The 18,273-nt window shown below is 68.7% G+C and carries 12 protein-coding genes and 1 pseudogene; 11 read left to right on the plus strand and 2 right to left on the minus strand.

Annotation, left to right across the window (positions count from 1 at the left end; genetic code table 11):
* Positions 1 to 305: 305 nt before the first annotated feature.
* From AB1L88_RS10190 to AB1L88_RS10210, 5 genes are all read left to right on the plus strand, one after another.
* Positions 306 to 1,880 (plus strand): DUF4070 domain-containing protein, encoded by a 1,575-nt coding sequence (locus tag AB1L88_RS10190; protein ID WP_367096546.1) that lies wholly within the window; start codon positions 306 to 308, stop codon positions 1,878 to 1,880.
* A 167-nt stretch (positions 1,881 to 2,047) separates the two neighbouring features.
* Positions 2,048 to 3,121 carry a DUF559 domain-containing protein gene (locus AB1L88_RS10195; protein ID WP_367096547.1) on the plus strand — a complete coding sequence of 358 codons (1,074 nt, stop codon included), beginning with the start codon at positions 2,048 to 2,050 and terminating at the stop codon, positions 3,119 to 3,121.
* On the plus strand, positions 3,118 to 3,762 hold the full coding sequence (locus AB1L88_RS10200) for a hypothetical protein (protein ID WP_367096548.1): 645 nt from the start codon (positions 3,118 to 3,120) through the stop codon (positions 3,760 to 3,762). Before AB1L88_RS10195 ends, AB1L88_RS10200 begins: the two co-directional genes overlap by 4 nt.
* On the plus strand, positions 3,759 to 7,016 hold the full coding sequence (locus tag AB1L88_RS10205) for a DUF87 domain-containing protein (RefSeq protein WP_367096549.1): 3,258 nt from the start codon (positions 3,759 to 3,761) through the stop codon (positions 7,014 to 7,016). The genes AB1L88_RS10200 and AB1L88_RS10205 overlap by 4 nt, the downstream gene beginning before the upstream one ends.
* Positions 7,017 to 7,233: 217 nt before the next feature.
* Positions 7,234 to 7,668 (plus strand): hypothetical protein, encoded by a 435-nt coding sequence (locus AB1L88_RS10210; RefSeq protein ID WP_367096550.1) that lies wholly within the window; start codon positions 7,234 to 7,236, stop codon positions 7,666 to 7,668.
* A gap of 231 nt (positions 7,669 to 7,899) precedes the next feature.
* Here the strand turns inward: AB1L88_RS10210 and glnA are convergent, their stop codons facing one another.
* Complete coding sequence (gene glnA / locus AB1L88_RS10215) at positions 7,900 to 9,315, minus strand: type I glutamate--ammonia ligase (protein ID WP_367096559.1); 1,416 nt, start codon at positions 9,313 to 9,315, stop codon at positions 7,900 to 7,902.
* Between the two features lie 541 nt (positions 9,316 to 9,856).
* Between glnA and AB1L88_RS10220 the strand changes: the two genes are divergently transcribed.
* The 3 genes from AB1L88_RS10220 to AB1L88_RS10230 all read left to right on the plus strand — a co-directional run bounded on the left by AB1L88_RS10220 (position 9,857) and on the right by AB1L88_RS10230 (position 13,706).
* Positions 9,857 to 11,215 carry an outer membrane beta-barrel protein gene (locus AB1L88_RS10220; protein ID WP_367096551.1) on the plus strand — a complete coding sequence of 453 codons (1,359 nt, stop codon included), beginning with the start codon at positions 9,857 to 9,859 and terminating at the stop codon, positions 11,213 to 11,215.
* Between the two features lie 441 nt (positions 11,216 to 11,656).
* On the plus strand, positions 11,657 to 13,165 hold the full coding sequence (locus tag AB1L88_RS10225; RefSeq protein ID WP_367096552.1) for an ammonium transporter: 1,509 nt from the start codon (positions 11,657 to 11,659) through the stop codon (positions 13,163 to 13,165).
* A 193-nt stretch (positions 13,166 to 13,358) separates the two neighbouring features.
* Positions 13,359 to 13,706 carry a P-II family nitrogen regulator gene (locus AB1L88_RS10230; RefSeq protein WP_367096553.1) on the plus strand — a complete coding sequence of 116 codons (348 nt, stop codon included), beginning with the start codon at positions 13,359 to 13,361 and terminating at the stop codon, positions 13,704 to 13,706.
* A 271-nt stretch (positions 13,707 to 13,977) separates the two neighbouring features.
* Here the strand turns inward: AB1L88_RS10230 and AB1L88_RS10235 are convergent, their stop codons facing one another.
* Positions 13,978 to 16,272 carry a hypothetical protein gene (locus AB1L88_RS10235; RefSeq protein ID WP_367096554.1) on the minus strand — a complete coding sequence of 765 codons (2,295 nt, stop codon included), beginning with the start codon at positions 16,270 to 16,272 and terminating at the stop codon, positions 13,978 to 13,980.
* 146 nt (positions 16,273 to 16,418) lie between these two features.
* On the opposite strand from AB1L88_RS10235, the gene AB1L88_RS10240 reads away from it, so the two are divergent.
* The 3 genes and pseudogenes from AB1L88_RS10240 to AB1L88_RS10250 form a co-directional block, all read left to right on the plus strand.
* On the plus strand, positions 16,419 to 17,063 hold the full coding sequence (locus tag AB1L88_RS10240) for a metallophosphoesterase family protein (RefSeq protein ID WP_367096555.1): 645 nt from the start codon (positions 16,419 to 16,421) through the stop codon (positions 17,061 to 17,063).
* 124 nt (positions 17,064 to 17,187) lie between these two features.
* Complete coding sequence (locus AB1L88_RS10245) at positions 17,188 to 17,406, plus strand: hypothetical protein (protein WP_367096556.1); 219 nt, start codon at positions 17,188 to 17,190, stop codon at positions 17,404 to 17,406.
* Positions 17,407 to 17,718: 312 nt separating this feature from the next.
* Positions 17,719 to 18,273, plus strand: a pseudogene (locus AB1L88_RS10250) (hypothetical protein); the annotation flags it as partial.

Below are 18,273 nucleotides of genomic sequence, written 5' to 3' on the forward strand. Positions count from 1 at the left end.
TTGGCCAGGCAAGGCGATCCGTTGTCCTCCCCGCCCCGGAGGCCCGGCGAATGTAACCCCCCGCGGGCCGCCCGGAGCGGGCGCCGTGCCGCGAGGCCCGATCCCGGCGTCGCCCCGCCGCCGAGGGGTCCTCGCGGGAGTCGACACGGCCCCCGACGTCCGCCAATTTCCCGGAACTTCCCGTTGGCACGAGGGACCCATCGCGGTTAGCCTCATTCGACCCCCTCTTTCGAGCCGTCTCGAACCCGAGCCGAAGTGCCAACCGCCCCGTCCTCCCGTCACAACCCGAAGGATCGGACTTGCCCATGGCCCGCATCTGCCTGATCAACCCGCGATTCCCGACCTCCTTCTGGGGGCTGAACCACGGCCTCCCCTTGATGGGCAAGAAGTGCAACATGCCCGTGCTGGCCCTGCCGACCATCGCCGGCCTGACCCCCGAAGAGCACGAGGTCGTCGTCATCGATGAGAACATCGACGACCTCGACTTCGACGACCTCGACGGCTTCGACCTCGTCGGCGTCACCGGCATGACCGTCCAGCGCGACCGCATGATCGAGATCCTCCGGGAACTGAAGGACCGCGGCCACTTCACCATCGTCGGCGGCCCCTGGATCACCGTCGCCGAGGGCTGGGAGGCCTTCGAAGGGCTCGTCGACGTCGCCTTCATCGGCGAGGCCGAGGAGACCTGGCCCCGCTTCCTCGACGAGTGGCAGCGCGGCGAGCACGCCGACCGCTACGAGCAGGCCGACAAGACCGACATGACCAAGGTCCCCATGCCCCGCTACGACCTCGTCAAGTTCGACGAGTACGCCATGGGATGCGTCCAGACCTCGCGCGGCTGCCCCTTCCAGTGCGAGTTCTGCGACATCATCGTCATCTTCGGCCGCCGGCCCCGCATCAAGACCCCCGAGATGGTCGTCGAGGAGATCGACTACCAGTACCGCCAGGGGGCCCGCATGATCTTCCTCGTCGACGACAACTTCATCGGCAACAAGAAGGCCGCCAAGGAGATCCTCCGCGCCATCATCGCCTGGCAGCACAAGAACGGCTACCCCGTCGTCCTCGGCACCGAGGCCAGCCTCAACCTCTCCGAGGACGACGAGCTGCTGGCGCTGATGACCGAGGCCAGCATGAACACCGTCTTCGTCGGCATCGAGAGCCCCGACGAGGAGGCCCTGCTCGAGACCAAGAAGATCCAGAACGTGAAGAAGGGCTTCACGATGATCGACCGCGTCCACAAGATCCAGGACGCCGGCATCGAGGTCTACGCCGGCATGATCGTCGGCTTCGACTCCGACGACCTGACCGTCTTCGACCGCCAGTTCGAGTTCCTCACCGCCGCCCGCATCCCCAACGTCATGGCCGGCATGCTCTCGGCGATCCCGAGCACCCCGCTCTACGACCGCCTCATGGCCGAGGGCCGCCTCGACAACCCCGCCGCCGACGACCCGACCATCGCCACCAACATCATCCCCCTGCAGATGTCCGTCCACGAGATGCGCGACGGCTGGCTCGACCTGATGGACCGCCTCTACGACCCCGAGGAATACTTCAAGCGCTTCGACTCCCTCTTCACCGACCGCGCCATCCCCCTCGGCGCCGCCAAGATGGCCTGGATGCGACGCCACCGCCCCGTCTCCTACGTCCTCCAGCACATCGGCATCATCATCGCCGCCGCCACCATCCTCGCCCGCATCTGGCGAGACCCCCGCACCAAGCCCTTCCGCCCCGTCTACGCCCGTACCCTCCGCAAGCTCCTGCTCCGCCGCCGCCCCCTCCGCTTCCTCTTCACCTTCGCCACCCGCTGCGTCATGCACACCCACTTCGCCGTCATGACCCGCCAGATGGTCCGCGGCGAGTCGCGTCTCGTAAACACCTGACGACCCCTCCGCCGGCTCGACCCCCTTGCAATGCCGCAGCGACGGATGCACACTCGGGAGCATGAACAGAACGGGATTGCCCCTCACCTACCGGCCGCGTGGCCCTGAACGGTAGCTGATCTTTCGGGGCAATCCCGACCGAGCGTCCCACCGAGTTGCTTCCGTCAATGCCCGCCTCCCGGCCCGACCCGATCGCCGCGATGGCCGACGGCCAGGCCCGCCTGCTCCTGGCCGACAGCGTCCCGGATGCGCTCGCCGCCCTGCGCGAATCGCTCCCCGATCCCGACGGCTCCCGCCTCGTCTCGGTCCTCCTCGACCCGATCCCCGGCCCCGCCGCGATCCTCGATGCCGCCATCGCCGACCTGGCCGAGGTCGCCCTCGCCCTCTGGCCCTCCTGGTACGGCGATTCGGTCCCGCTCCGCGACGACGGCCCGGCCGCCCTCTCCTGGCAACGGCTCATGGCCCTCGGGCCGGATCTGGCCGATCGACCCCGCAAGGACCTCGTCCTCCCCTGGTTCCGCAAGGCCGCCTCGCGCTGCCAGAACCGGCAGCCGCCCACCCTCCCCGAGTTCGCCCCCGCCCTCCAGGCCCGGCAGCTCGCGCTGGCCATCGCCCCGGGCAACCTGATCGTCGCCCTCGGCATCGGCGACCACCCCCCCGAGCCGGGCCGGCTCCTCGCCCTCGCCCGCTGCGCCGAGTGGCTGGCCCGGGAAACCTCGGCGCGGGTCCTGGTCGTCATCCCCGAGGCCCTCGCCGACTCCAGCGAGCTGGACCCGATCAGCTTCCGCCCCGTCCGCATCCTCCCCCCGGACCAGCCGACCGGCCGCCTCCCGACCGACGACGAGCAGGCCCACCGCGTCTGGCCGGTCGTCGGCCGGCCGCACCCGTACAGCCCCGGGGAGCAGAAGCTCGCTGCCCTCCTCGCGACCGACCCGGACCTCGGCCCGCTCTTTCACCACAATGTCCGCGTCCAGTCCCGACGCGGCCCGTCCTTCCTCGTCGATCTCCTCTGGCCCGAGGGGAAAGTGGTCGTCGAGATCGACGGCTACAGCTTCCACTCCTCCCGCGCCTCCTTCTCCGCCGACCGCAGCCGCGATTACCACCTGCTCATCAGCGGCTTCCTCGTCCTCCGACTCCCCCACGACGAGGTCGTTCAGGACCCCTTCCTCGCCCTCGACAAGATCCGAGACGTCGTCCGCTTCCGACACCCCCAGCCAACGCCCCGGAGCACCCCGCAATGAGCTACGAACCGGAACCGAGCGACCGAGTCCTCCTCTGGCGACTTGCCGTCATCGGTGGCGATTCTCCGCTCAAAGACCTCGACAAGCCCAAGGTCGACCCCAAGGTCCGCAAGCGCCTGAAGGCCGCCGGGTTCACGGAAGAAGAATCGCGCGAACCTGCGACTGGCAGACGTCGCGTGCTTCACCTCTCCCTCTCGGAAAAAGGCTGGAACTACCTCGCCGAACACACCACTGCCCCCCTCTCTACCCGCGCCAACGTCGTCCCCGTCCTCTCGGGCTTCCTCGCCCAGCTCGACCGCTTCCTCTCGGCCAACAATCTGAGCCTCGCCGACTTCTTCCGCGCGACTCCCCGGCCGATCCCCCCCGCCGACCTCCCCCAGCGCATCCTCGACGCCTACCACCACCTCTCCGACGGCCGGGGCAATGTCCGCGTCCGCCTGGCCGACCTCCGCGAGGCCCTGGCCGATGTCCCGCGCCCGGCGCTCGACGACGCCCTCCTGCATCTGGCGACCAGCGGCCGGGCCGCCCTCTACCGCCTCGATAACCCCCTGGAAATCACCCCGCGCGACCGCGAGGCCGTCCTCATGACCCCGGCCGGCGACCCCCGCCACCTCATCTATCTCGGAGGTCACGGTTCATGACCCCTCCCGCGACGCCCGGGGCGTCCCTCCGCCAATCGCGGCTCGACGCCCTCCGCCAGGCCGATTTCGACTGGGCCATGCACCTCTCCAGCGTCTGGCGCAATACCGAGACCGACGTCCCCGGCCTGCACGAGAACCTCCGCCGCGAGTTCGCCGCCAAGCTCGACGCCATGGCCCAGTCCAAACAGGCCCAATCCCCCCTCGGCTGGGTCATCACCGGTAGCGCCGGCACCGGGAAGACCCACCTGCTCGGCTCCTTCCGCCGCAAGGCCGCCCGCCGCCGCGCCGGGTTCGTCCTGGTCGACATGACCGACGTCCGAGACTTCTGGGAGACCGTCCTCCAGGGCTACGTCCTCTCGCTCCAGGTCCCCTACGAGGACGAAGCCTTCCAGCACCAGTGCCTCCTGCGCAACCTCATCGGCCGGCTCGGCCCCGACAAGCCCGCCGCCGAGGTCCTCAAGCTCATGGCCGAGCGCCCCTCGGCCAACCTGAAGAACGACATCCAGAAGATCCTCACCGTCCTGCACAAGGTCCACCCGCAGGAAATCCTCAAATATCAGAACACGATCCGCGCCCTCGCCTGCCTCAATTCGACCGACTTCAACATCGTCAACCTCGGGATGACCTGGCTCCAGTCCCAGCCCCTCGACCCCGAGGAACGCATTCCCCTCGGCTACACCGCCGACCGCGAGGAGCCGAGGAAGATCGTCGAGGCCCTCTCCTGGATCATGAGCCTCTGTGGCCCCACCGTCCTGGCCTTCGACCAGCTCGACCCGATCGTCACCGAGCTCTCCCACCGCGAGCTGGCCGACGACTCCCCCGAGGGCTTCAACAAGGCCCGCGCCATCATCTCCCACATCGGCAGCGGCCTCGGCGCCCTCCGGGACACGACCCGCAAGACCCTCGCCATCGTCAGTTGCATCGAGGCCACCTGGAGACACCTGGACCACTCCGTCCTCCACTCAGTGATCGACCGCTTCGAGCCCCCCCGGCGCCTCGACGTCGCCCCCTCCGCCGCCATCAACGAGGCCATCGCCCGCAGCCGCCTCTCCCTCGCCTTCCAGGCCGTCGGCTACGCCCCCCAGCCGGGCGAGACCTGGCCCTTCCACCCCAGTGCCTTCGCCAAGCTCGGCGCCAGCACACCCCGCGAAGTCCTGCAGAAATGCGAGCAATGCCGCATCGCCCTCCTGCATTCCGACACCCTTGAGGAAATCACCGAATTCGAGAAATGCGGCAAGCCTATCGTGCCTGTTCGCGAGTTCGAACAGTTTGATGCGCACTTCGCAAAAACTTGCTCAAACGTCGACCTCTCCACCCTGACCGACGACGAATCCCTCGCCCCCGTGTTCCAGACGGCGCTCCAGTGCTTGCTCTGGGAGCGCGAGCCGGGTTGGCCCCCCGAGGTCGACGCGATCATCGACACCGACTTCGCCGGCGGCAAGACCACCAAACCCCTCCACGCCCGCCTCCGGCTCATCTTCCAGGCCGAGAACGGCCGGGAAGAACACTTCTGCATCCGTGTCATCCAGCACGACAAGGCGATCGCCTATCAGTCGCGTCTCAACCTCGCCATGACCCAGTCGGGCATCGACCGCGACCTCCCGTTCCGCCACCTCCGCATCGTCCGCACCCTCCCGTTCCCGGGCGGGGCGAAGACATCCAAGATGATGGAATCGTTCGCGGCCGCCGGCGGCAAATTTCTCAAGCCGACCGAGAACGACCTCCGCACCCTGGCCGCGCTCCATCGCCTCAAGCTCGATGGCGACGAGCTATTCCGCCCCTGGCTCCAAAACCGCAAGCCCCTCTCCTCGCTCGAACTCATCCGCGAACTCGCGCCCAGCCCCTTGCTCCTCGGCCCCAGCACGCCCGAAACGAATCAAGACGATTCAATATCCTCGGACCAAGAATCCAATGTTGCTGACGATTCCGGCGGGCCAGAACCCCCACCGCCTCCGCCGCCGCCGCCGACCAACCCGGCCCCCAGCACGATCACCGTCGGCTGGCGCCTCCAGGGCAGCACCCCCACCAACGACCCGGTTACGATGACCCTCGGCGGCCTCTCCAAGCACACGGTCATCCTCGCCGGCGCGGGCTCGGGCAAGACCGTCCTCGTCAAGCGACTCGTCGAGGAGGCCGCGCTGGCGGGCATCCCGTCGATCGTCGTCGATTGCGCCAACGACCTGGCCGCGCTCGACCAGCGCTGGCCGTCCCCCCCCGACGGCTGGCGACCCGACGACCCCGACCGGGCCGACCGCTACCACCGATCGACCGAGGTCGTCCTCTGGACCCCCGGCAAGGAGTCGGGCAACCCCGTCGCCTTCGAACCCCTCCCCGACCTCGCCGCCGTCGCCGACGACGGCGACGAGTTGGAAAGCGCCGTCGCCATGGCCGCCGCCGCGCTCGAACCGATCGTCTGCCCCGGGAATTCCCAGAAGTCCCAGAAGAAACGCGGCGTCCTCCACCACTGGCTCCGCCGCTTCGCCAGGCAAGGTGGCGGGCGGCTCGACGCCTTCATCTCCCTCCTGAATGATCTCCCGATCGACGGCGGACTCGGCGTGAACCAGGAGCCCGAACTCGGGGCCGAGATGGCCGACGCCCTCAAGGTCGCCATCGCCACCAACCCCCTCCTGCGGTCCCAGGGCACCCCGCTCGACCCGGCCGTCCTCTTCGGCGACGACCGCCCCTCGGAGAAGGTCCGCGTCTCGGTCCTGAACTTCATCGGCCTCGCCAACCTGGAGGCCCAGCGTCACTTCCTCAATCAGCTCGCCATGACCCTCTTCTCCTGGATCAAGCTGAACCCGAACCCCGGCTCCCGGCCGCTCCGCGGCCTGCTCGTCCTCGACGAGGCCAGGGACTTCGTCCCGTCCGTCAAGGCATCGGCATGCAAGGACAGCCTCATCCGCCTCGCCGCCCAGGCCCGCAAGTACGGCCTCGGCCTGGTCTTCGCCACCCAGAACCCCAAGGACATCGACAACAAGATCATCGGCAACTGCTCCACCCACTTCTACGGCAAGGCCAGCTCCCCCGCCGCCCTCGACGTCATCCAGGAGCAGATCAAGCTCAAGGGCGGCGGCGGCCAGGACGTGGCCCAGCTCCCCAAGGGGCGCTTCTATGTGCATAACGCCGACCTCGGCCTGAAGGCCCCCGTCAAGGTCGCCATCCCGAACTGCCTCTCCGAGCACCCCCGGAACCCGCTCGACGAGGCCCAGGTCCTCCAGAAGGCCGCCGCCTCCCGCGATCGCCTCGGTCGCTGACCCGGCCGATCGGGCACCGCCCCGCCCTCGATCATCGCGTCCCTGCCACCCCGGGCGGCCGCATGCCCGGGGCCCGGGACCGAGTGACGGCTGGTCATCCCTCGCCCCCGGCGCTACAATCGTTGGAACATGGTTTCCTCGCGGAACTTGGACCTCGGGACGGTTCCCGGGGCCGGCCCTCCGTGATTCTCCCCGCCACCGACAGGAACTCGCGTCCATGACCCGCTGGATTGCCCCCTGGACCGCCTCGGCCTCGGCCCTGATGTTCGCCCTCGTCGCCGGATGCGCCTCGAACGACGACGCCCCGGTCGAGCCGGCCCCGACCACCGGGATGCCCGGCGACGCCGAACCCGCCGAGACGACCGACACCGACGCCGCCCCCGCCGAGGGCGAGCTGACCGCCGAGCAAATCGAGTATGTCCGGCAGCTCCCCGAGGCCGACGCCGAGCTGGCCCTCGTCCAGAAGGCCTGCCCCGTCACCGACGAACCGCTCGGCTCAATGGGCGTCCCCGTCAAGGTCACCGTCAAGGACCGCGACGTCTTCGTCTGCTGCGCCGGCTGCAAGGGAGACGTCGAGGCCGACCCCGACGCCATCCTCGCCAAGGTCCCCCAGGGCGGCCCCGACCTCTCCGGCCCGGGCGGCTCCCGCTGACCGTCGATCCCAGCCGACTCATCGCCTCTCACGCTCCGATCGGCCGGCCCCTCCCCACCGGCCGGCCGGTCCAACGCAGAACGGCCCGGCTTCGATCGCCCCATATCGAATGAGGGTCGAAGCCGGGCCGTTGGTGTGCGCGGTGCGCGAGCGCCGATCGCTCGCAACGCCCGGCCGACGGCACATCATGCCGATCGGCCGGGGTCGGTGCGGCCGTCCTCGGCAGCTCGATCAGATGTCGAAGTAGAGGTAGAACTCGTACGGCACCGGCCGCAGATTGACCTGTTCCAGCTCCCGCTCGCGCTTGTAGCTGATCCAGGTCTCGATCACGTCCGGGGTGAACACGTCTCCCTTGAGCAGGTAGTCGTGGTCCTTCTCCAGGGCGTTGAGCGCCTCGGCCAGCGAGTGCGGGGTGCTCTGGATCTTCACGGCCTCCTCGGGCTCGAGGTCGTAGAGGTCGCGGTCCATCGGCTCGCCCGGGTCGATCTTGTTCTGGATCCCGTCCAGGCCGGCCATCAAGAGCGCCGTGAAGGCCAGGTACGGGTTGCACGACGGGTCGGGGCAGCGGAACTCGATCCGCTTGCCCTTGGCGCTCTTGCTGTAGAGCGGGATCCGGATGGCGGCCGATCGGTTCCGCTGGCTGTACACCAGGTTCACCGGGGCCTCGTAACCGGGGACGAGCCGGCGATACGAGTTGGTCGTCGGGTTCGTCAGGGCCAGCAGGCTGTCGGCATGCTTCAAGATGCCGCCGATGTAGTGGCGGGCCGTGTCCGACAACCCGGCGTACTTCGTGTCGTCGAAGAAGAGGTTCGTGCCCCCCTTCCAGAGGCTCTGGTGCGTGTGCATCCCCGAGCCGTTGTCGCCGAACATCGGCTTGGGCATGAACGTCGCGGTCTTGCCGTGCTTGCGCGCCACGTTCTTGATGACGTACTTGTAGTAGAGGACCTTGTCGGCCATCTCCCGCAGGGTGTCGAACCGCATGCCGATCTCGCACTGGCCGGCGGTGCCGACCTCGTGGTGGTGCAGGTCGATCGGGATGCCCAGCTCCTCCATCACCAGGATCATCTCAGAGCGGATGTCCTGCAGCGTGTCGGCCGGCGGGACGGGGAAGTACCCCTCCTTGTGCCGCAGCTTGTAGCCGAGGTTCGGCCCCTCGTCCTTCGCCGAGTTCCAGATCGCCTCCTTCGAGTCGATCTTGTAGAACCCGGTGCTCGACGACTGCTCGTACCGCACGTCGTCGAACAGGAAGAACTCGGCCTCCGGGCCCCAGTAGCTCACGTCGGCGATGCCGGTCGTCTTCAGGTACTCTTCCGCCTTCAGGGCGATGTACCGCGGGTCCCGGTTGTACGGCTCCAGCGTCACCGGGTCGTACACGTTGCAGATCAGGCTGAGCGTCGGCGCCGCCATGAACGGATCGAGCTTCGCCGTGCTCGGATCCGGCCGCAAGAGCATGTCGCTCTCTTGAATCTGCTGGTAGCCGCGGATGCTCGAGCCGTCGAATCCCAGGCCGTCCTCGAACAGGTCGTCGGTGAGGTTGCGCACCGGGATCGAGAAATGCTGCCAGATGCCGGGCAGGTCGATGAAGCGCAGGTCCACAATCTGGGTTCCGGCGTCCTTGGCCATCTTCTGAACGTCGGCGGGGGTCATAGCCATCGCTGGGAGGGACTCCGTGAGAGAGAGAGACAGGGAGAGGAGCGGGTGAGGTCTGCGGGTTATCTGGAGATTCTCAGACGTGCGGCATTCTCCCGGCACGGTCGTCGGCGCGCGGCGCGACCGCGTCTTGATTCCTGGCATGGGGAGGAGAGATACCCGGTCCGTCGGCCCAATGCAAGAGCCTAGTCCCCCAATCTTGCCCATCGGGCCATTTGCAGGGGTTCTCCGGTCTTCGCCAAATCGACCGATTCTCATGCCCGGCCGATCGAAAACCGAAGATACAGCGATATCGGAATCCACCCCCCCCCCGATGGTCACGACGGCCCCGAGGGCGGAGATCGACGGACGTGCCAGCCTGGCCGGCGAGACCTCGCCGAGCCCCCGGCCGGCCGATCCGCCCGGCGTCTCTCCCGCCGGCTCCCCCCCCGAGACACGTCGTCCGGCATTAGACAGGAGGTCTCCGCGCGTGCCGTACCATTCCAGGAACCGATTGAAGTGGCTAGGTTGGGCAGCGGCTCTGGCATCCATCGGTGTCATGGGAGAGGCCGGTGCCCAGGTCGAGTCGGGCGGATTGCCGCCGCTGCCGCCGTCGGCCGCGCCGGAGCCCCTGGCGCCGCTGCCCCTGGGGGAATCCTCCGCCCCGCCCCCCGCACAGCCCTACGCGCTTCCCGCCGCCGAGAACGTCTACGCCGGTGAGCAGCCGACGGCCGAAGCCGCCGCCGAGCAGGCCCAAACGGCGGACGTGCCCCGCCGCTACATCATGGAACTGTTCGGGGCCCAGGAGAATCCGCTGCAGATCTACGGCTGGATCCAGAACAGCTTCACCGCCAACCCCGCCTTCCCGGCCGACGGCATCAACTTCGGCGTCACCCCGAACTACGCCGCCAACGACTGGCGGGGCAACCAGTACTACACCGTCTTCGAGAAGCCGCTGACCCAGGACGACACGATCAACTTCGGCGGCCGGCTCGACTTCCTCTTCGGCCACGACCACGCCTTCACCAAGATGCGCGGCGTCTTCGACGGCGCCTTCGGGGCCACGCAGTTCGCGGGCATCGACCTGCCGCAGTTCTACGGCGAGGTCCACCTGCCCGTGCTGACCGAGGGCGGCCTCGACGTGAAGTTCGGCCGCTGGTACACGCTGCACGGCTACGAGGTCGTGCCGGCGATCGGCCGGCCCTTGCTGTCGGTCCCCTACATGTTCACCTTCGGCCAGCCGTTCACCCACTGGGGCCTGATGAGCACCTGGAACGTCAACGACAACCTGGTCATCTACAACGGCATGCCCCAGGGCTGGGACGATTTCCAGAACGCCAACCTCGTCTGGACCTACATGGGCGGCTTCAGCTACACCGGCCTGCAGGACAAGCTCAACCTCACGTTTGTCTACAGCTACGCCACCAATCAGTCGGATAAATTCTTCGTCGAAGCCATCGAGGGCGGCCCGCTGGTCGAGGTCTCCAACAACGGCTACTCCGGCAACTTCACCCACCTCTGGACGACCGTGCTCAGCTACCAGTGGACCGACCGGCTCACCCAGGTGCTCGAGAACGACATCGGCTATGAGGAGAACGTGCCGATCGACGCCGGCGGGCAGGTCGTCGCCCGAGCCCCGTCGCGCTGGGCCAGCTTCGGCAACTGGTTCCTCTACCAGTTCGACGAGAAGTGGACCGGCGTCTGGCGGAGCGAAGTCTTCTGGGACGTCGACGGTTTCCGCACCGGCTTCGCCGACCGCTACTACGAGCAGACGCTCGGCCTGATCTACAAGCCCTGCCCGAACCTCTGGATCCGCCCCGAGACCCGATGGGACTGGGCCCAGTACGGCACGCCCTACAATGCCGGCGTCTCCGGCAGCCAGTTCACCTACGGCCTCGACATCATCCTGCTGTATTGATCCCCCGGGCCCGCTCCTCAAGCGGCCCCGTCGAGGCCCGCCGACCGCCGAACCCCGGCGCGGCGGGCCTCGGCCGCGCGCCGTGCGCCGCCGCCCGCAAAACCGGCAGCCACGCACAACGAGGCAGCAACGACCAGATCCAATCCCCCGGGCTCCCCCCCGCGATCATTCCCGATGTCGTTGCAAAGACGACACTTAAGGAAGAATAACTCGCCTCGCCCCGGCTCGCGGCACGGAATGTTCTTAGCGAGGAAGCCATCCCGGAGGCGGAGCGCGCCGTCGAGGCCCGCCGGGCATCCGCCCTCCTCCCCACGATTCATCAACGAATCGATCGCATGGCGGCCCTCCTCCAGGGCGGGAGGCGCCCTGACGTCGCCGATCGGCGTCCGACGGCCTACCCCCGACTCGCCGACGATCGACCTGTCCCGAGGGAACTGACCGATGCAACGCCGCGGGAACCGGACCCTCTTCAAGGCGCTGGCCGTGACGGCCGGCCTGCTCCTCGCCCTGGCCCCGCCTGCCATGGCGCAGGAGGAGGACCTGGCCACCGTGGTGGCCAATCAGCAGGTCGCCCTGGACACCCTCTGGGTGATGCTCGCCGCCTTCCTGGTGTTCTTCATGCAGGCCGGCTTCGCCTACGTCGAGGGCGGCCTGTCCCGCGCCAAGAACACCAACAACATCATGATGAAGAACCTGGGCGACTTCGCCCTGGCCACCCTCGGCTTCTGGATCTTCGGGTTCGCCATCATGTTCGGCGACGGCAACGGCCTGTTCGGCACCCAGGGCTGGCTGCTGTCGGGGGCCGACAACTCGCCGGCGCTCGACGGCGAGGGGTACGAGGGCGTCTACGGCTCGATCGCCTGGTCGGGCGTCCCGCTGGCCGCCAAGTTCGTGTTCCAGCTCGTCTTCGCCGGGACGGCGGCCACGATCGTCTCCGGGGCGATGGCCGAGCGGACGCAGTTCCACTCCTACCTGATCTATTCCTTCATCATCAGCGCCTTCATCTATCCGGTCGTCGGCCACTGGATCTGGGGCGGCGGCTGGCTCGCCGGGCTGGGCATGTGGGACTTCGCCGGATCGACCGTCGTGCACTCGACGGGCGCCTGGCTGGCGATGATGGGGGCCCTGTTCCTCGGCCCGAGGATCGGCAAGTTCACCAAGGACGGCAAGGTCAACCCGATCCCCGGCCACTCGATCCCGATGGCCGCGCTCGGCGTGTTCATCCTCTGGCTCGGCTGGTTCGGCTTCAACCCCGGCTCGACCATGGCCGCCACGCCCGACATCGCGCACATCGCCCTGACGACCAACATGGCGGCCGTCACCGGGGCCATCGGGGCGATGGTCCTGTCGTGGATGCTGTTCAAGAAGGCGGACATCAGCATGACCTTCAACGGCGTGCTCGCCGGCCTGGTGGCCATCACCGCCCCGTGCGCCTTCGTCGCCCCCTGGTCCGCGGCGCTGATCGGCCTGGCCGCCGGCTTCCTCGTCGTCGGGTCGATCCTCTTCTTCGACAAGGTCCGCATCGACGACCCGGTCGGCGCCATCTCCGTCCACGGCGTCTGCGGGGCGATGGGCACGATCGCGCTCGGCCTGTTCGCCGAGGACCGCTTCCAGCCGGAGACGACCGGCGACGGCCTGTTCTTCGGCGGCGGCGCCGGGCTGCTGATCAATCAGCTCATCGGCGTCGCGGCGGTCTTCGCCTTCTGCGTCACGACCGGCGCGATCCTCTTCGGCGCGATCAAGCTGACCCTGGGCCTTCGGGTCTCGGCCGAGGAGGAGGTGCGCGGCCTCGACATCGGCGAGCACGGCTCGGAGGCCTACCCCGACTTCGCCCCGACGGTCAAGGCATCGGTGCCCTACGAGGAATATCCGATGGCCGCCCGCAAGGCCTCGTCCAGGGTCGCACCCGCTGCTCCCGTCGCCCGTCCCGCCGAGGTGACGGCCCCTTGATCTCCCCCGGCCCCCGACGCGGTGTCGCGTCGGGGGCTCGACCGCGGGACGCCACCCCCGCCCCCGAACGAATCAACCCCCCCGATCCCGAGAGGATCGGCCTCCTCCTCTTGAATCCACCGGACGCCCCCGGCGATCGTCGGCCCGAGTCGGGCCGCCCCGGCGGCGATGGGAGCGGCACACCGACCCAATCATGAAGCTGATCATCGCGATCATCCAGCCCACCAAGCTCGAGGCCGTCAAGCTCGCGCTGTCCAAGGTCGAAGTCTACCGCCTGACGGTGATGGACGTGCAGGGCTTCGGCCGGCAGAAAGGGTTCACCGAGGTCTACCGAGGCCACGAGTTCACCGTCAACCTCCTGCGCAAGATCGAGCTGCAGATCGCCGTCAACGACGAGTTCGTCGAGCCGACGATTGACGCCGTCATCGACGCCGCCCGCAGCGGGCCCGAGGGCACCATCGGCGACGGCAAGATCTTCATCCTTCCCCTGGACGACTGCATCCGCATCCGGACCGGCGAACGAGGCGCCGACGCCATCTGACCGCCGATCACCCTCGGATGACCGCGATCCGGCCGGAGCCATCCCCGTGCGCGTGGCGGGATCGCCTCAACACCCGAGGGCCGGCCCCGAGCCCGCGAGGTGCCCTGCGTGATTCCACGAGGGAGGATCCGCCGCGATCGACCCCGTGTGCCCGGGCCTCTCGAGGCCGTGGGACGGCCGGGTCGTCGCGGTGGCTGGGGCAGCGAGGCTCCTGTCGGATCCGACGGGAGTCGCCATGCCCCCGGCCCCCCCGACACTCCTCCGCGGTCGATCACGGATCGAGCGTCTCGAGCACCCGCTCGGACGCCGCCTTGACCGTATCAAGCTGGTTCTGCAACGACTCCCGGAGCGCCTCGGCCGAGTTCAGCCGCATCCGGCGAGCCAACTGGGCGAAGTCATCCGACGGGGAGGCCGGGACCGTCAGATCCTCCGCATTCCCCCGCACGACCCGCAGGGCACCGATCAGCGACCGGAAGAAGCGGCACCCGTCGCTCAGCGTGTTCGCCGTCTCCCGGTCGAGGTGCCCGGCCTCCCGCAGCGCCTCGATCGCCCCCAGCGTGCTCGGGCAGCGCAGGTTCGGGTCATCCCTGCCGTGGGCAATCTGCATCGCCTGCACGGCGTATTCGATGTCGACCAGCGCCCCGGGGCTCAGCTTCGCGTTGACCGTCCCCGGCCGGATGAGCTGCCGGAGCTGCATCGCGCGCATCTTCCGCAGGGCGTCGTGGTCGAGCGGCTCGGGGCCGTACACGAAGGCGTCCCGATGCCGTTCCAGCAACGCGCCCAGCCCCCGATCGCCGGCCACCGCCCTCAATCGGATCAGGGCCTGCCGCTCGTACGCCCAGGCCGCGCCCCCGGCGCGGTAATAGGTCTCAAACAACGACAGGGCCGTCGCCGGCGGCCCCCCCTTGCCGTATGGCCGCAAGCGGAAATCCGGCTCGAAGGTCGCCCCGTGTCGCACCCCGAGCACCTGGCGGAGCGTCGTCACCACCCGGTCGAAGTACTCCGAAGCGGGCGTCGCCCGGGCCGAGGCATCCAGCCCGCGGTCATCCCAGACGACCATCAGCTCCAGATCCGAGGCGAACCCCAGCTCCCGGCCGCCGAACTTCCCGAGCGCGCAGATCGTGACGGGGACGGGGCTCCCATCCCCCCGCTCGGGCCGTTCCGGCCCCAGGCGTTCCAGGCTCAACTCCAGCGCCGAGGCCACCACCACCTCGGCCACGTCGGTCAGCTCGTCGGCGAAGCCCTCCGGCCCGTCGCTCAGGCCGAGGATCGTCCGCACGTCGGCCCGGAAGATCTCCCGGTCCTTGAACCGCCTGAGGGCCCGGATCCGGTCGTCCAGGTCGGCGTCCCGCGCCAGGCGCTGGGCCAGGTCGCGGGCCAGCTCGTCGCGGTCGGGGCTGCGTCGCCAGCGCTGCGGGTCGTCGATCAACGGCAGGATGTTCTCCGGCTGCGACTGCAGGAAATCCTCCCATAGAAACCGGCTCTCCCCCAGCACCCGCACCAATGCGTCGAGCACCTCCGGCCGGTCGAGCGCCGCGAACTCCCGGGCCCGATCCGGCCGGGCCATCAGGTCGTTCGCGAACCGGCTGAAGTGGATCAAGGCCGATTCGGGGTCGGTCGCCCTCGGCAGCCTCGTGCTGAAGTGCTCGATCAGGATCAGGGCGTATTTCAGGGCCAGCAGGCGATCGGCATCCAGGATCGGCCGCCCCGACCGGTCGGTGATCCAGAGCGTGTCCTCGGCCCAGCCGTGCTCGGCCACCGTGCAGATGTCGGCCCTGACGATCCGGAAGCCGCTGAGCGCCAGCGCCGAGGCCGTCAGCGACAGGAACCCGAAACTATCCCGCGCCCTCACGTCGATCCGGGTCGGCGTCTCCGGCCCTTCGGCCGAGATCTCCAGCAAGATCGAGTCGAGCGGCCCGCCGATCGGACGCCGGTCCCCCAGCGCCGCGGCGAACCGGCGGATCAGGCGGTGATGCACCTCGTCGTGCTGCCCCTGCCGCAGCAATTGCGCCAGCTCCGACAGCTCCTCCTCGAACGCCTTCCAGTCCGGCGACCCGCTCCCGCCCGTCGGCCTGACCGTGAACACGTCCAGGATCTTCCGCTTCCGGTCCGGCTCGCGGGCCGATCGCTGCGGCCGAGACGCCCCCGGCCGCCAGAAGGCCGACCGGCCCGCCCCGGCCGCCGCCGGCCTCGGCCGAGGAGACGCCCCCGCCCCCGCCGGCGCCGGCTCCTCGGCCGGCGGGTCCGACGTGAAGATGCTCGCCTCGACGATCGACAGCCGCGCCACCGTCAGCAGCATGCAGACCGTCGAAAGCAGCTGGAAGGCGTCGTAGCCGGCGATCTCGACGCGCCAGGTCTCCGGCCCCTCGGGCAGGCGCTCGGCCCGCAATCGCACCGGATGATCGACTTCCAGCCCCCGGATCAAGCCCAGGTGCCTCGAAATTGCCTCGGCGTCGAACCGCTCGCAATACTCCGGAGGGAAGGCCCCGAGCAGGTGATCCACCCAGGCTTCGGGATGCTCCCGCACCAGAGTCCGACGCAGCTCGGCCGGGATTGGCGTGGCCATGACAGAGGTCCCGGACGATAATGAGTCCTTCACCGTCGGCCGTTCCCCGCGCACGATCGGGTGCCGGCGTTCGACGAGCCCCTTGGAGTGTACCAGTTCTCCGCCCCGACCGAATCGGGGAGGTCGAGGTCAGTCAACGGAACACGATGAAAATCGGCCTGCTCGGCGACATTCATGGAGACACCCGAGCCCTGGAGTCGGCCCTGCGGCACCTGGAATCGCTGCGCGTCGATCGGCTGCTCTGCACCGGCGACCTCATCGGCTACGGCTATCAGTCCGATGCCGCCGTCGCCCGGGTCCAGAGCCTGGCGATCCCCTGCGTCCGGGGCAATCACGACCGCTGGGCCCTCGAACGCCGGCAGCTCCTCGGCCCGCGCGGCTGGCGGCCCGCCAACCTCCAGGACAGCACCTGGGAGTTCCTCGAACGGCTCCCCGCCTCGTATTCGGTGACGATCAAGGGCGTCACCATCGAAGTCCACCACGGCTCCCCCGCCAGCGATACCGAGTTCGTCACCCCTTACCGACCCCTGCCCGAATCGGTCACGCAATTCTGGGACCATTCCGACGCCTCGGTCCTGGTGCTCGGACACACCCACCTGCCCATGATCGACCGCCAGCTCGGCCGCGGCACCCTGGTCAACCCCGGCTCCGTCATGGGCGTGCCCGGCATCCAGACCTCCTACAGCTTCGCCGTCCTCGAAGTCCCCTCCCTCGCCATCCGCGTCTTCGAGGTCCGCACCGGCCGCGAGATCCGCCGCGACCCCGTCTTCCTCAACGGCGACACCGTCTAGCCCCCGTTCCGCTCGCCCGAACCGTCCGGATGCGTTCGTCGGAGGGGCTCCGTCCCTCGATCCGAATCCTTCCACCCTCAATGCTCCCATCCCGAGTTATTCCGGTGCTCCTGGAGGAAAACCGATGGGGCTCGAACTCATCTTGCTCTCATACGCGCCCGGCCTTGTCTTGCTCCTCTCCGGCGTGTCCATCATCGTCGTCGGCCGCATCGTCCTGGGCGTCCGAAGCCGCCCCCCCATCCAGGGGCTCGAAGCCCGCGCCTGGGGCCTCCTCTGCGTCGTCCTCGCCGTCTCCTGGTTCCTCGCCGTCACCTGGGCCTGGGGCAAATTTACCCGAGTCTAGCGCTGCGACCCCTCCCCGATTCATGCCGGGTGCCATGCCCACGCCTCGTGGGCATGCTGTCCCGCTTCGCCCTCCCGCCTCGCACGGCCACGCGGACGTGGCCATGCCACCCGAGCGCCTCCTCTCCACACCTCCCCCTCAACCCCCTCTTTCCCATTCTCCCCTCCCATCCGTGTTCCATCCGTGTTCCATCCGTGGCTCAAAATCTCCCTTTCCCAAAAAAAGGCAATTAAGCCTCCCCGTTTTCCTGATTGTTTCAGACAGGAGTCGTTTCACTTCTCGATGCCCGACACCTCCTCTGGGACACGCCTCATGGCCGCCACCTTGAAACAGACCCTCGCCAATCGCCTCAACGCCCTCCGCTCCACCGGCCCGACCTCGACCGAGGGCAAACGCCGATCGAGCCGGAACGCCCAGACGCACGGCCTCTCCCGCGTCGGCGTCCACCCGCCAGCCGCCCTGGCCGAGGCCATTGCCGATCGCCGATCCCTCTGGCGGCCCGACTACCACCCCTCCGGCCCCGCGCAGGACTGGGCCTTCGATCGCCTCGTGGCCGAATCCGTCCGCCTCGACTTCTGCGAGGTCCGCATCTGCGCCGCCCGCTTTGAACGCGCTGCCCGCGCCTCCGAATCCTGGGACGACGACCAGGCCGCCGCCATCGCCCAGCAGGCCGCCTCGCTTGCCAAACGCCCCGAACTCGTCCAGCCGACCCTCCTGCAATCGAAGCACGGCGTCCTCTGGCTCCTCGAGCGCTGGGACGAGGTGGTCGACTCCCTCCGGCGCCTCGACGGCTGGCACCCCGACACCTGGGCCCTCGCCCTCGACCTGCTCGGCGTCCCCCTCTCCGCCCGAGACGGCTCCGGCCCG

Source organism: Tautonia sp. JC769 (assembly GCF_040717455.1).
Lineage (GTDB): Bacteria > Planctomycetota > Planctomycetia > Isosphaerales > Isosphaeraceae > Tautonia.